This window comes from Herbaspirillum sp. VT-16-41, assembly GCF_001994935.1.
Lineage (GTDB): Bacteria > Pseudomonadota > Gammaproteobacteria > Burkholderiales > Burkholderiaceae_D > Herbaspirillum > Herbaspirillum frisingense.
In genome coordinates this window covers 131,955-145,835 of record NZ_MUXB01000101.1, presented here as the reverse complement: position 1 = coordinate 145,835, position 13,881 = coordinate 131,955, and the positions used below count along the sequence as shown (strand labels likewise).

Here is a 13,881-nt window from a genome sequence, read left to right as displayed (position 1 = left end):
AGGGTGTCATTGTTCTTATCGTGCTCACAGAAAGTGATGTGTCCGGGGCCAGCGTCCCGATGCAATCGCTCCGGCGCAAGGATGCCGGGGAGCCTCCACCAACCAATGGGAGATCTACATCATGGGCCAGTTGTCCTTCAGCAAGAAACTTTGGCTGCCGCTCGTACTGAGCCTCATCGCACTTCTGGCCATTTCCGTCTTCAGCGCCTTCATGGTGCGCCAGGTCCGTCTGGAAGAACGCAAGGCCGACCTGACCAACATCGGCCAGACCGCGCTGTCGCTGGTCAAGGGCTACGGCGCCCTGGCCGAGGGCGGCACCATGAGCAAGGAAGAAGCACAAAAGCGCGCCAAGGCCGCCATCAAGAGCCTGCGCTATGGCAGTGATGGCTACTTCTCGATTTCCACCTCGGCCCAGATCATCGTCATGCACCCGATCAAGCCCGAACTGGATGGCAAGGACCTGACCAACTTCAAGGACCCGGCCGGCAACAACCTGTTCGTCGAGATCACCAAGGCCGGCAGCCAGCCCAATGGCGGCTTCGTCCACTATCTGTGGCCCAAGGTCGGCGCGGCCGAACCGGTGGCCAAGACCTCTTTCGTGATCTCCTATCAGCCCTGGGACTGGCACCTGACCACCGGCGCCTACATGGATGACATCAACGCCGCCTTCATGCGCAGCCTGTGGCAGATGGTGATCCTGTTCGCCGTGGTGGCTGCTGCGCTGGTGGGCCTGGTGATCGTGATCAACCGTGGCATCCTGCGTACCATCGGCGGCGATCCGGCCAAGGCAGCCGACGTGGCCAACCGCATCGCCCAGGGTGACCTTACGCCCAACATCGAGACCGCGCCGGGTGACCGCAGCAGCCTGCTGTTTGCGGTGCGCAGCATGCGTGATTCGCTGCTCAATACCATCACCAGTATCAAGACCTCGGCCGACACGATTGCCACCGCCTCGCAGGAAATCGCCAGCGGCAACCTCGACCTGTCCGGCCGCACCGAACAGCAGGCCGGCTCGCTGGAAGAAACCGCCTCGGCCATGGAACAACTGACGGCCACCGTCAAGCAGAACGCCGACAACGCGCGCCAGGCCAACCAGTTGGCCGAATCGGCCTCGGACGTGGCCATCCAGGGCGGCAGCGTGGTCAGCCAGGTAGTGCAGACCATGGAAGGCATCACCGACAGTTCACGCAAGATCGCCGACATCATCGGGGTGATCGACGGTATCGCCTTCCAGACCAATATCCTGGCCCTGAACGCGGCGGTGGAAGCCGCCCGTGCCGGCGAACAGGGACGCGGCTTTGCGGTGGTGGCTTCGGAGGTGCGCTCCCTGGCCCAGCGCTCGGCCTCGGCGGCCAAGGAGATCAAGGCCTTGATCGATGACTCGGTCGCCAAGGTCGATACCGGCAGCAAGCTGGTCGAACAGGCCGGCGCCACCATGACCGAAGTGGTGGCCAGCGTACGCCGGGTGACCGATATCGTGGGCGAGATCAGCTCGGCCAGCCAGGAACAGAGCGCCGGCATCGCCGAGGTGGGGCGCGCCATTACCCAGATGGACGAGGGTACCCAGCAGAATGCTGCGCTGGTGGAACAGGCTGCCGCGGCCGCCCAGTCGCTGCAGGATCAGGCGGCGACCCTGGCCGGTCTGGTGGGTGGCTTCCACATCGACGGCAGCCATGCCCGCATGGCGCAGACAGCGCCGGCACGTCCGGCCGCACCGGCGAGTACGCCGGCCCCGGCGGCTACCCCTCCCAAACCGGCTGCAGCCCGACCGGCAATGCCCGCCCCCAAGGCTGCCGCGCCTAAGCCGGCCTCACCCAAGCCGGCCGCACCGAAGGCGGCTGCACCCAAGCCCGCAGCCGCCAAGGCCGAGGCGCCCGCGTCCAAGGCGGCAGGCGGCAAGTCGCCTTCGCGCCTGCCGGCCGGTGAAGATGAGGGGGATTGGGAGACCTTCTGAACTCCGGCGCCTGGCGCACGGTTCACGGTTCACGGTTCACCACCAGCCCGCGCCCTGCGCGGGCTTTTTCATATCGGCCTCAGGCGATGGCCGCCAGGTTTTCACCGACCAACCGCCCGATCAGTGCGCTGTCGGGCGCCACTGCCAGGGCACGGGCCGTATCCTGCCGGCCGGTGGCGACCAGTCCCTGGTCGTGGGCGGCAATGGTGTATTCACTATGGCAGGCCGGGCAGTACAGGGTATCGCCCGCCACCGCGTGGCGCGGACGCACCACCACCGGACCGCAGGACACGCAACGCTGCAGGGGAATGCCCTCGTCGCTGTGACCGACGATATGGGCCAGCTCGGGATGCTGTTGCAAGCCGATGAACAGCGTCCCCAGGGCCGCGTCGAACTGCCGGCCCAGCTCACCCTGGATGATCTCCATGGCCCGCGCAATGGGCATGCCGCTGCGATAGGGCCGCGTGCTGGTCATGGCATCGAAGGCGTCGCAGATGCCCACGATGCGGGCCGCCAGCGGAATGTCCTCCCCACGTCGCCCGAAGGGATAGCCCCGACCGTCCGGCGTTTCATGGTGCAGCAGCACCGCATCCTCGGCCAGCGCCGCCAGGGGATGCCCGGCCAGCATGCGATGACCGATTTCCGGGTGGGTCTTGATGACCGCGTATTCGGTATCGTCCAATTTGGATTTCTTGCCCAGTACCGCATCGGGAATGCCAATCTTGCCCAGGTCATGCAGGAAAGCGCCGATGGTGATGCGCGCTACCTGCGCCGGGTCCAGCCCGGCCGCTTCGGCCAGCAGCCGCGACAACCGCGCCACCCGCCACAGATGCCCGCCGGTATAGGGATCACGCGCTTCCACTGCCCAGGCCAGCAGGAACAGGCTGGTCAGCAAGGGCGCGTCGTCGGCAGCGTGACGTGCAGGGGTCTTGGGGGTGGCGCGGCGCCACAGGTCTGACAGTCGCATGTTCCTGGTTTCTCCGTTTTTCCGGCTTGTTTTTCAGATCACTTTTCAGCTTGCTTTCCGGCCTACCAGCGCAACAACCGCGGTCCCAGCAACAGACCGGCAAACGCCGGCACCAGCATGCCCAGGAAATACCACAGGCCCCAGAAAGGCGCCTCCATCTCCGGGCAATGCAGGCAATACACCATGGTCGCCACGGCCCCCGCCAGCAGCCCGGCCACCGCACCGGTCAGGCGCAGGCGGGTCGGGGCCATGCCGCGCACGGCCCAGAAGATGCCGATGAACAGCGGCACCGACAGCAGCGCGATATTGAAGGGGCAGCTGCGCCAGGTGCTGCCCATGAGCAGCGGCAGGCGTTGCGCCGCCGGACTGGAAAGCAGCACCAGCGCACCACCGGTCCAGATCGCCAGGCTGGGCAAGGCGATACCAGCCCAGGTGGCCCCCACCCGCAGGCCCGGGCGCATCAGGCGCCGCAGCACCAGCATGGCCCCCACGGCCAAAGCACTCGGGAAGGCCAGCTTGATCCAGAACATCGGCACTTCCAGCATCACGCCCAGGTCGGGCCGCAGGCCGTAGATCTTCAGCATCAGCAGCAGCGACAACACCGCGCCCAGCGTCAGTGCCTGCACCATCTGCCGCAGCGGCAGCCGGCGGTCCACGGGCGCCACGCCGCTGGCCATCATGGCAATGAGTTCATCGGTCTTCATGCTTGCAATTTCTCCCTGATCTTGAGTGCTAGCGCCTTGAGGCCACGGTGGATACCGACCTTCACGGCCGACTCCGACATCCCCGTCAGTTGCGCCGTCTCGGCCACCGACAGGCCTTCCAGCTTCACGTGCAGGATCGGCAGGCGCTGCTTCTCGGGCAATTCCTCCAGCAGCGCACCGACATCGCGCCGGGCCTGGGCCGGTTCGTCGTCGCAGGTGGCCAGCAGGTCGTGTTCTTCGTCCAGCGGATCGTTGAAGGCTTCCCGGCGCGAGCGGGCACGCAGGAAATCCATCAGCTTGTAGCGGGCGATGGCATGCACCCAGGCCGTCAGCGGCTGGTCGGGCCGATAGGTATGACGAGCGTTATGCACCGCCAGCAGGGTTTCCTGGACCACGTCCTCGACTTCGTCCTGCATGTTCTGCAGACGCCTGCGCAGGAAGGCCCGCAGCCGCCCGCTGAGTTCGGAAAGGAAATCCCGATAGGCCACGGCGTCACCATCCAGCCCGGCCAGCAGCAAAGCGCGCAGGCGTTCTTCGGTGGGGTGCGAGGGCTCCTTGCCGGCCAATGGCTGGCCCGGTCGGACGGTCCGGTCATCCGGCAAGGCCGGTGCGGCATGAGCAAACATGAATAGGCTTTCAGTCATGGAAGAGCCGCCGGATCACCAACGGAGCAGCCAGGGACCGGACCAGGCACCGGCCAGCGTCGGCAGCGCCACCCCCAGCACATACCAGACACCCCAGAAGGGCGGTGCCATCTCCACGCAATAAAGTGAATAGACTAGCACGCCCTGTGCGCCTGCCACCAGCCCGGCGACCGCGCCGGCCGCGTGCAGTCGGGTGGGTGCCAGACCGCGCATGAACCACAGCATGGTGGCCAGCGTAGGAAGTGACAACAAGGCCACGTTGAGGGAACAGACTTCCCAGCTGCTGCCCAGCAAGAGCTCCAGCCGTTGCGAGGGCGGCGCCAGGGCCAGCCAGCTGCCGCCGGCCAGCCACAGCACCAGGGGTGGCAGCAGCAGCGCCGCCGCCGGTCCCGGGCCGATGCGCACACCCGGTCGTGCCAGCCGCGCCGCCGCCATCTGTCCGGCCAGCAGGGCCGCCAGCGGGAAGGACACCTTCATCCAGAACAAGGGCGCCTGCAGCAACTGCCGCACATCGCTACGCACCCCATACAGCGCCGCCAGCAGCAGCAGCGCCCCCAGCAAGCCGAGCGCCAGTGCCACCGCCATGCGCGCCGTGACATGGCGCAGCATTACAGGTCGGCCGCCGGCGGCCTGTCCTTCCGTGCCGGCGGCCAGCATATTGACCAGTTCCATCGTTTTCATTGCATCCCCTTCTGGATCATGCGAGCAGGTACGCGCTCCAGGCGCTCTCCTATGTATTCGTCTGAACCCTGCCGCCGGTTACAGGCGGCGCAAAAAATATTTATCCGAAAAATTTTGCGACGGCTGTAACCGGCGCCCGACTGCCGGCGAATTAACCATCAGATCGGCAGCCACGGCATTCCCCGCCGGCGGACTGCACCGGTCGCTATCACTTTCTTCACTTTCCAATTTCAAGGAGTCCACCATGAACGCACGTATCGTCGCCACCGCCGCCCTGACCCTCGCCACCCTCGCTTCCGGCGTGGCCATGGCACAAGACAAGCAACCGATGAACAAGACCGCCGTCGAGAAGTGCTATGGCGTCTCCATGGCCGGCCAGAACGACTGCAAGGCCGGTGAAGGCACCACTTGCGCCGGCACCGCCAAGATGGACTACCAGGGCAATGCCTGGAAGAACGTGCCGGCCGGTACCTGCACCTCCATCAAGACCCCGCACGGCATGGGCTCGCTCAAGCCGATGTAAGCGAGACGGTCATGACCACCCACACCATCTCGGCCGGACTCGGTCTGAAGCCCCAGCATTTCGATGCAGCGCTGGCCTGCGGGCAGGCAGGCCTGTGGTTCGAAGTCCATCCGGAAAACTACCTGATGGACGGCGGCCCCCGCCTGGCCTGGCTGCAGGCCATCCGCGAACGCCATCCCCTGGCCTTGCATGGTGTGTCGTTGTCCCTGGCCGGCCCCGATGCCCCCGACCCCGATCACCTGCGCCGACTGGCGCATCTGATCGACCGGGTGGAACCGGTGCTGGTCTCGGAGCACCTGGCCTGGTCACGCATCGCCGGTCACTATCTGCCCGACCTGCTGCCGGTACCCCGCACCAGCACCACGCTGGCACGCGTGGCGGCCAACATCAACCGCACGCAGGATGCACTCAAGCGCCGCATCGCCCTGGAGAATCCTTCACATTACCTGCACATGGAACAGCACGCCTGGAGTGAACCCGAGTTCCTGCAGGAACTGGTCCGCCGCACCGGTTGCGCCCTGCTGATCGATGTCAACAACGTCCATGTCAGCGCCTGCAACCTCGGCATCGATGCCCGCGCCTACCTGGACCAACTGCCCGCAGCCGACATCCATGAAATCCACCTCGCCGGCCATAGTGCCGATGTCAGCCTGCCCGGGCTGCTGGTGGACTCGCACGACGCGCCGGTGGCGCCGGTGGTCTGGGCGTTGTACCAGCACCTGATCACGCGCATCGGCGCGCGCCCCACCCTGATCGAACGCGACGGCGATGTACCGGCCTTCGAGCAGTTGCTGCAGGAGCGCGCCATGGCCGCCGATCTGCTGGCCAGCGTTGCTCAGGCCGATGCGGAGCAGGCAGCATGAGCGAGCTCACCACGGACGATGTCCACTACTACCCGGCCTTCCTGCAAGCCCTCCTGGAAGACCACAGCGATGACGCCACCGTCGCCGCCCTGCTGCGGCAGCCGGCCTTCGTGGTCTATCGCAATACCGTCTTCAAGGGCTGCGTGGACGCCCTGGCGGCCAACTATCCGGCCGTGCAGCGGCTGGTCGGCAGCGACTGGATGCACGCGGCCGCCTTGGCCTACGCCCGCGACCACCTGCCCCGGCAGGCCAGCCTGATCGCCTATGGCGAAGGCTTTGCCGCCTTCCTGGCAGCCCTGCCCGCCGCCGATGAACTGCCCTACCTGCCCGGCGTGGCCATGCTGGACCGCTGCTGGACCGAAGCCCACCTGGCAGCTGACCAGCCCATGGTGGAGACCGCCGCGCTGCAGAGCGCGCTGGTGGCCGGCCAGGACGTGCGCCTGGTACCGCATGCCGCCACGCGCTGGCACCACGATGCGCAGCATCCGGTCACCACCATCTGGTCCGCCAATCGCACCAACCCCGCGATCGATCCGGTTGATATCGACTGGCAGGGCGAAGCCGCACTCTTCACCCGGCCGCAGGCCGAGGTGCAATGGCAGGCAATCAGCCACGGGGCATGCCGCTTTCTGGACGCCTGCCGCGAGGGCCAGCCGGTCACCCAGGCCGCCGCGCTGGCGCTGGCGCAGGAACCTGATCTGGATGTCGCCGCCCTGCTGGGCCGGCTGCTGCTGGCCGGCGCCTTTACCGCATTCACCTTCAATTGACGGAGAACACCATGCAACATCGCAGCGCCCTGCCGGCCACCACGGTCGACCAAGTCCGCCCCACGCTCTGGAACCGCGCCGCAGGGCTCGCCCAGGGTCTCATCAGCGACACCCTGCTGGCCCTGGTGGCACGGGTGGCGATCGCGGCGATCTTCTTTCTCTCCGGCCGCACCAAGGTCAGCGGCTGGCTCACCATCAAGGACAGCACCTACGTCCTGTTCCAGGAGGAATACCGGCTGCCGCTGGTGCCGCCCGATCTCGCCGCGCACCTGGCGGCCTATGCGGAACACCTGTTCCCGCTGCTGCTGGTGCTGGGTCTGTTCACCCGCGGCGCCGCGCTGGCCCTGCTGGGCATGACGGCGGTCATCGAGATCTTTGTCTATCCCGATGCCTGGCCGACGCACCTGTCCTGGGCCGGCTTGCTCCTGCTGCTGGTGGCACGCGGTGGCGGCACCTGGTCGCTGGACCATCGCCTCGGTCTGCGTTGAACTGCGCGGGAGCCGAACATGCTGGCAAGACTGAGCTTACGCAGCGCATTGCTGCTGGTGGTGGGTATTTTCTCCCTGGCCTTGTGGATCGCAGTGGGCATCGCCTGGCAAGGCGCACGGGCGGCGGCCCAGGCCACCACCGCCCTGATCGTGCTGTCGGACCAGCGCATCCAGCCCCTGCACGATACCGAGCGGCTGTTCCTGTCGACCCTGATCAACATGGACAACGCCTATATCAACCTGGTCAAGGATGACCAGATCAAGTCCAACGACTACACCCGGCGTGCCTCGGCCGCCCTGCAGGCGGCCCGCAAGGCCTTCGAGGGCTACCGCAGGACACTGCCGGCCGAGGCGATGGCCGAGGCCCAGGTCGTCCGCGTGAACCAGGCCTACGAGGCCTATACCAAGGTCCTCGGCCTGCGCGAGGTCGCGCTCTATGACGTCTCGCTGGACGACTATGCGGCTGCGACCGTCAGTGCGGAAGCCGCCGACCGTGAATTCGCCGCCACCCTGCGCGAGGTGATCGCCCAGGCCGAAACCGTGCGTGACGATCTGCGCCTGGCCGCCGAGCGACGTATCGCAACCACCACCTACCTGGCCGTCGCGATGCTGGCTTGCTCGTTGTTGCTCGCCGGCCTGTGCTGGTGGCTGTTCGGGCGACTGGTGCTCAAGCCGCTGAGGCAGGCTGCACAGCATTTCGACCGCATCGCCGACGGCAATCTCGGCCATCCGGTGCAGGGCATTTCCCGCAATGAGATCGGGGTGCTGCTGGCGGCGCTGGCGCGCATGCAGGAGAGCCTGGGCGCCACCGTCGTCAACATCCGCGATGCCACCCGTGATGTGCATCAGGGCGCGCGCGACATCGCGCAAGGCAATGGTGAACTGGCGCAACGCACCGAAGCACAAGCCGCCGCACTGGAAGAGACCGCCGCCACCCTGCGGCAGTTGTCGGCAGCCGTCGGCAACAACGCACAGAACGCCGAACACACCAACGCCCTGGCCGCCACCGCCGCCCACGACGCCCAGCGCGGTGGGCAGGTCATGGGCGGCATCGCCGGCGCCATGGCGCGCGTCACCGCCAGCGCAGGACGCATTTCAGACATTGTCAGCGTGATCGATGGCATCGCCTTCCAGACCAACATCCTGGCCCTGAACGCGGCGGTGGAAGCGGCCCGCGCAGGCAGCCAGGGGCGTGGTTTCGCGGTGGTCGCCGCAGAAGTCCGCTCATTGGCACTGCGCAGCGCCGAAGCGGCGCGCGAAGTCAAGGAACTGATCGCGGATTCGATCGGTTCGGTAGGCCAGGCGGCTGATCAGGTCAGGCAGGCCGACCAGGCCATCGGGCAGATCGTGGTGTCGTTCGGCCACGTGATGAGCACCGTCCATGACATCGCCACCGCCACCCGCGAACAAGCCGAAGGCATCGACCGGGTCAGCCGCACCCTGGTGGATATGGACCAGGCCACCCAACAGAACGCCGCACTGGTGGAGCAGACCTCGGCAGCGGCCCACGGCCTGACCGCCCAGGCTGTCGCCCTGACCACATCGGTAGCCGCTTTCACGCTGGCGTCATCGACCACAGAGGCCGATCCGCTGCGGCACTCCAGCGTCGCCAGCGCCGCCAGCGCCGCCATCGCCGGCCCGGCCCCGGTCCTGCTATCCCGATAAGGAGCTCCACTTGGCCCATTCAAACGCACTGCAAGACCTCGTCGAACAAAGCTTCACTTCTGCATTCGCCCATCACGCCGCCGGCCGCCTGGACGACGCCGAAGACGACTATCGTCTGCTGCTGGAGCTCGACGAGCACCATGCAGCGGCGCTGCATTACCTGGGTGTATTGCTGCACCAGCGCGGCCAGCATGATGAAGGTCTGGCCCTGATGCACCAGGCGGCCGAACTGGCCGCGCCCGATCCCGACTGGTGCAATGACCTGGGCAATGTGCTGTTCGCCTGCCAGCAATTCGCAGCGGCGGCCAAGGCCTACGACGACGCCCTCGCCCTGCGACCGGACGACGCGCAGCTGTGGAACAACCTGGGTGCCGCCCTGCGCGCCCAGGGCAAGAACGAGGCGGCCATCGGTGCCTGTGAACGGGCCCTGGCGATCGACCCGCAATGGCAGCCCGCCATGCACCAGCTGGCAGAACTGCACGGCCAGGCCGGCGAGCGCATGCTCAGTTCGCGCTACCAGTGCATGGCCTATGTGTTGCCGCCGCATGAAGGCAAGTCACGCGAGCTGCTGGCCATCTCCCACTACTTCCTGGGGCAGCCGCAACAGGCGGCCGAGGTCTGCCGCCAATGGCTGCAGGAAGAACCCGGCCACCCCATCGCCACCCACATGCATGCGGCCTATGCCGGCCTGCCCAGCGATACGGTACCGCGTGACTACATCGTGCGTCGCTTCGACGACTATGCCGATCATTTCGACAGCAACCTGGTGTCGCATCTGGAATATCGTGGCCCGCAGGTATTGGCGGCGGTATTGCAGGCCGAGCTGCCACCACCGCAGACGGTGCTGGACGTGCTGGACGCCGGCTGTGGCACCGGCCTGTGCGCACCGGTACTGGCACCCTATGCGCGCCGGCTGGAAGGGATAGACCTGTCGCCCAACATGCTGGGCCACGCCGCCCGCCATCACGACTATGCCCATCTGGCACAGGCTGAAGTAAGCGAATGGATGAGCACGCACGCACACCATTACGACCTGATCGTGGCGTGCGATGTGCTGATCTACTGCGGTCAACTGGAGGCGTTCTTCAGCGCCGCCGCGCAATCGCTGCGTCAGGGCGGACATCTGTTCTTCACCGTGGAACTGGCCGACAGCGAACACGCGGCCCCCTACCATCTCCACGCCAGTGGTCGCTTCCGCCACCAGCGCGCCTACCTCGAAGGCTGCCTGCGCACTGCCGGCCTGCATCCGCTGCTGATCCGCGAAGAAAGCCTGCGCGTGGAAATGCAGCAGGCCGTGCCGGGCCTGGTCGTGCTGGCCCGGCACTGACGCCATCCTCCGATCAGAGCGCCGCCTGGCGAATGGCCGGCAGCATGTCCGACGGATCGGGACGGCGCGTGTAGTCGGGATTGACCTCGGCGTAGACGATGACGCCATCACGACCGATCACATAGCGCGCCGGCATCGGCAGGGTCCAGCCCGGGTCGCCATTGAAGGCCGGCAGGTCGTTCTTGAGCGACTGATAGAGCTGCACCAGATAGTCAGGCAAGGTGAAGCGCAGGCCGAAGGCGGCCGCCACTTCATTGTGGCTATCCGACAGGATGGGGAATTCCAGTGCATTCTGACGCAATGCCTTGCGGCTGTTGGCCGGCAACTGCGGCGAGATCGCCACCAGGCGGGCACCCAGATCGCGCATGGCCGGCAGTGCTTCCTGCAGCGCCTGCAATTCCATGTTGCAGTAGGGGCACCAGACGCCGCGATAGAAGCTCAGCACCAGCGGCCCCTCGGCCAGCAATTCGGTGGACGACACTGGCTTGCCCTCGGGGTCGGGCAGGACGAAATCGGGTGCGCGGTCACCGGCCTTGAGCGCTCGTTGCGCCGCGCCCGAGGCGATCAGTTCGTCGGTGGCGCGTTGCATGGTGGCGATCACGGCGGGTGGCACGTTGTAGGGCGGCTTGCCGGCCACGAAGTCAGCCTTGAATGCGTCGAGTCGGTCTTGCAAAGTCATGATGAAGCTCCTGTTTCCTGTTTTCTGTTGCTGGGGTTGAGTGGGTCCTGCAGCGTGGCGGCCGGTGGTGTGTGCGCCAGCCGATGGAATGCATTCTGTTCCCCCATCGACAGGAATGGCAGATAGCTGCCAGCTATAATGCTCATTCCAAACAGGAATGGGTGAGACATGGATCGCTTGCTGGCAATGACGAGTTTTGTGCGGGTGGTGGAGGCAGGGTCCTTTTCCGGCGCGGCGCGGGTACTGGGCGTGGGGCAACCGGCCGTCTCCAAGACCGTGGCGCAGCTGGAAGACAAGCTGCAGGTCAAGCTGCTGCTGCGCTCCACCCATGGACTCACGCCGACCGAGGCCGGGCTGCGTTTCTACGAGCGTGCCCGCGTGGCGATCCAGGAGGCCGACGAAGCCGAACTGGCGGCCCGGGGCGCCGGTGCCGGGCTGTCCGGGCGGCTGCGCATTTCTGCCGCGCCGACCTTTGCGCGACTGTTCGTGATTCCCCATCTGCCGCATTTCCTGGCACGCCACCCCGGGCTGGAGGTCGATGTGATTCTGGACGACCGCACCATCGACCTGATCGCCGAGGGCATCGATGTCTCGCTGCGCATGGGCAGCCTGGCCGACTCCGGCGTGGTCGCGCGCAAGCTGGCCACCAGCCGGCGTTCCGTGCTGGCCAGCGCCAGTTACCTGAAGCAGATCGACGCCCCGCGGGTGCCGGCCGACCTGTCAGCCCACGAAACATTGGTCTTCAGCCAGTTGAGCAATGTCTGGACCTTCACGCGGGAAGGCAGCGAAGTGTCGGTATTGGTGAGCGGGCGGGTACGCTTCAACGCCGCCGAAGGGATCCGGGCCGGGGTACTGGCCGGCATCGGCCTGACCATCGTCTCCGACTGGATGTTCGCCCCTGAACTGGCCGATGGCAGCGTGCAACGTCTGTTGCCGGACTGGTCGCTGCCCGAGATCGCGCTGTGGGCGGTGTTTCCCACCGGACGCATGGCCTCGGCCAAGGCCAGGGCGTTTGCCGATTTCGTCGAGGAAATCATGTTGCAGCAGGCCCTCGCCGCCTGAATCCGCTGGGGCGCCAGCGCCCCGGTATCGCACGACGGCAAGGCGTCATCGCACTCACATGCCGTTGCAGCAACGCTGAGCGCGGCTTCATGTCCACAGCACAACAAGCCTGCACTTCGCAGGCAGATTTGTCGCACTTTTATTCAGGCCGGTGGTCGTACCTGCATTCGGCTTGACTTAGAATAGCCAAAGCTCACGACGTAATCGATTGGTACGCACCAGCCTGCATGCGCGATGAACCTGCCCCGGGTCTCGCACAGCAGTCACAGTGCGACATCTGAAAGGAAAACGGCATGACGCAGTCCCCCAAAAACATCTCGGCCCTGATGTGTGAGCTCAGCGTGGCATTGGCGGAGTTATCGGAGAAGATGAGCAATCTTTCGGTGACACTGGAAAACTCCTACCTGGAATCCAACGCCCCTGAACCAGCCGCCCTGATGGAAGCTGCCCGCGAAACCATCGCCAAGGCCCGCGGCAACTGAAGCGCGAAGCCAACTCAAGCGGTGGCCGGTGGCACTTCGGCCGGCCCCGCTCCCCAGAACTCCTCCCCCAGGGCTGCCAGCCGGTCCACGATGAAGTCCGCCACCACCTGTACCCGCAACAGATCGCGCGCATCCGCATGCGTGACCAGCCAATAGCAGCGGGACAGCGCAATCTCTTGCGGCAGCACCCGGATCAATCCCGGCTCGCGGCGTGCCAGGAAGCAAGGCAGCACGCCCATGCCGACACCTGCCTTTACCGCCTGCACCTGGCTGATGACATTGGAGATGCGCACCTGCGGCCGGATGGCCGGTGAAATCTCGGCCAGGTAGTCCAGTTCAGGCGACCACATCAGATCCTCGATATAGCCGACCCAACGCTGCCCCTGCAGCTGCTGCCGCTGTGTCAGCGGGCCGTGGCGCGCCAGGTAATCAGCACTGGCGTAGACCCCCAGCGAATAATCATTGAGCCGGCGTGCGATCAGCCGGCCCTGCTCCGGTCGCGTCATGCTGATGGCGATATCGGCCTCGCGCCGGGACAGGCTGAACATGCGGGGATTGGCCACCAGCTCCACCTCCAGCTCGGGATGCCGCTGCGCCAGCGCCTGCAGTTGCGCAGCCAGGAAGTAGGTACCCCAGGCCTCGGGCGTGCCGATGCGCACCGAGCCGGTCAGCCCCTGGGCCGGGTCATCCTGGCGGGCGCCGATGCGCACAGCCAGGTTTTCCATGGCCTCGGCATCGGGCACCAGTCGCTCGCCTTCGACAGTGAGCGCGTAGCCGTTGGCGCGACGGTCGAACAGGGTCTGGCCGATGGCACGCTCCAGCGCCACGATGCGGCGGCTCAGCGTGGAATGATCCACCCCCAGCTTGCGCGCCGCGACCGTCAGGCGGCCGGCGCGTACCACGGCGAGAAAGGCTTGCAGATCGTCCCAGTCGAAGCTGTGCATAGGTTCTCTTGATGGGCGTGGCATGTGAATTTTCACACGAGCAGTGTGCAAATCTCGACATTTACGCGACAAAACCCCAATGCTACTCTTTTTTCACTGGCCGACCGGCCGATGTGACTAGGAGAAACCCG

General features: G+C 66.0%; 15 protein-coding genes. 9 read left to right on the top strand and 6 right to left on the bottom strand.

Going from position 1 to position 13,881, the window contains the following annotated elements; translation table 11 throughout:
- The first annotated feature begins 121 nt into the window (after positions 1-121).
- Complete coding sequence (locus tag BTM36_RS11575) at positions 122-1,954, top strand: methyl-accepting chemotaxis protein (protein WP_077236385.1); 1,833 nt, start codon at positions 122-124, stop codon at positions 1,952-1,954.
- A gap of 79 nt (positions 1,955-2,033) precedes the next feature.
- Here the strand turns inward: BTM36_RS11575 and BTM36_RS11570 are convergent, their stop codons facing one another.
- The 4 genes from BTM36_RS11570 to BTM36_RS11555 all read right to left on the bottom strand — a co-directional run bounded on the left by BTM36_RS11570 (position 2,034) and on the right by BTM36_RS11555 (position 4,950).
- On the bottom strand, positions 2,034-2,921 hold the full coding sequence (locus BTM36_RS11570; protein ID WP_174616842.1) for an HD-GYP domain-containing protein: 888 nt from the start codon (positions 2,919-2,921) through the stop codon (positions 2,034-2,036).
- Between the two features lie 62 nt (positions 2,922-2,983).
- Positions 2,984-3,625, bottom strand: a complete 642-nt coding sequence (locus BTM36_RS11565; protein ID WP_077236384.1) for a DUF1109 domain-containing protein — start codon at positions 3,623-3,625, stop codon at positions 2,984-2,986.
- Positions 3,622-4,269, bottom strand: coding sequence for a sigma-70 family RNA polymerase sigma factor (locus BTM36_RS11560; protein ID WP_039877276.1), 648 nt, complete (start codon positions 4,267-4,269; stop codon positions 3,622-3,624). Before BTM36_RS11560 ends, BTM36_RS11565 begins: the two co-directional genes overlap by 4 nt.
- Positions 4,270-4,284: 15 nt before the next feature.
- Complete coding sequence (locus BTM36_RS11555; RefSeq protein ID WP_234294162.1) at positions 4,285-4,950, bottom strand: DUF1109 domain-containing protein; 666 nt, start codon at positions 4,948-4,950, stop codon at positions 4,285-4,287.
- A gap of 244 nt (positions 4,951-5,194) precedes the next feature.
- Here BTM36_RS11555 and BTM36_RS11550 point away from each other — a divergent pair, with 244 nt between their 5' ends.
- Genes BTM36_RS11550 through BTM36_RS11525 form a run of 6 tightly spaced genes read left to right on the top strand, consistent with a single transcriptional unit; the run spans position 5,195 to position 10,583 of the window.
- Complete coding sequence (locus tag BTM36_RS11550) at positions 5,195-5,473, top strand: DUF2282 domain-containing protein (RefSeq protein WP_006465594.1); 279 nt, start codon at positions 5,195-5,197, stop codon at positions 5,471-5,473.
- An 11-nt stretch (positions 5,474-5,484) separates the two neighbouring features.
- Entirely contained in the window at positions 5,485-6,336 is an 852-nt protein-coding gene (locus BTM36_RS11545; RefSeq protein WP_077236382.1) for a DUF692 domain-containing protein, read from the top strand.
- Positions 6,333-7,103, top strand: a complete 771-nt coding sequence (locus BTM36_RS11540; RefSeq protein ID WP_077236381.1) for a DNA-binding domain-containing protein — start codon at positions 6,333-6,335, stop codon at positions 7,101-7,103. Before BTM36_RS11545 ends, BTM36_RS11540 begins: the two co-directional genes overlap by 4 nt.
- Before the next feature lie 11 nt (positions 7,104-7,114).
- Positions 7,115-7,591, top strand: coding sequence for a DoxX family protein (locus tag BTM36_RS11535; protein WP_006465591.1), 477 nt, complete (start codon positions 7,115-7,117; stop codon positions 7,589-7,591).
- Between the two features lie 18 nt (positions 7,592-7,609).
- Positions 7,610-9,256, top strand: a complete 1,647-nt coding sequence (locus tag BTM36_RS11530) for a methyl-accepting chemotaxis protein (protein WP_077236380.1) — start codon at positions 7,610-7,612, stop codon at positions 9,254-9,256.
- A gap of 10 nt (positions 9,257-9,266) precedes the next feature.
- Positions 9,267-10,583, top strand: a complete 1,317-nt coding sequence (locus tag BTM36_RS11525; protein WP_077236379.1) for a tetratricopeptide repeat protein — start codon at positions 9,267-9,269, stop codon at positions 10,581-10,583.
- Between the two features lie 13 nt (positions 10,584-10,596).
- Here BTM36_RS11525 and BTM36_RS11520 read toward each other — a convergent pair whose 3' ends face one another.
- The gene (locus BTM36_RS11520) at positions 10,597-11,262 is read right to left on the bottom strand and encodes a peroxiredoxin-like family protein (protein WP_077236378.1); all 666 of its coding nucleotides are present in this window, start codon (positions 11,260-11,262) and stop codon (positions 10,597-10,599) included.
- Between the two features lie 168 nt (positions 11,263-11,430).
- On the opposite strand from BTM36_RS11520, the gene BTM36_RS11515 reads away from it, so the two are divergent.
- Both BTM36_RS11515 and BTM36_RS11510 read left to right on the top strand, forming a co-directional pair.
- Entirely contained in the window at positions 11,431-12,324 is an 894-nt protein-coding gene (locus BTM36_RS11515; RefSeq protein WP_006465587.1) for a LysR family transcriptional regulator, read from the top strand.
- 293 nt (positions 12,325-12,617) lie between these two features.
- The gene (locus BTM36_RS11510) at positions 12,618-12,806 is read left to right on the top strand and encodes a hypothetical protein (RefSeq protein ID WP_006465586.1); all 189 of its coding nucleotides are present in this window, start codon (positions 12,618-12,620) and stop codon (positions 12,804-12,806) included.
- A gap of 14 nt (positions 12,807-12,820) precedes the next feature.
- Here BTM36_RS11510 and BTM36_RS11505 read toward each other — a convergent pair whose 3' ends face one another.
- Entirely contained in the window at positions 12,821-13,750 is a 930-nt protein-coding gene (locus tag BTM36_RS11505; RefSeq protein WP_006465585.1) for a LysR family transcriptional regulator, read from the bottom strand.
- Between the last annotated feature and the right edge of the window lie 131 nt (positions 13,751-13,881).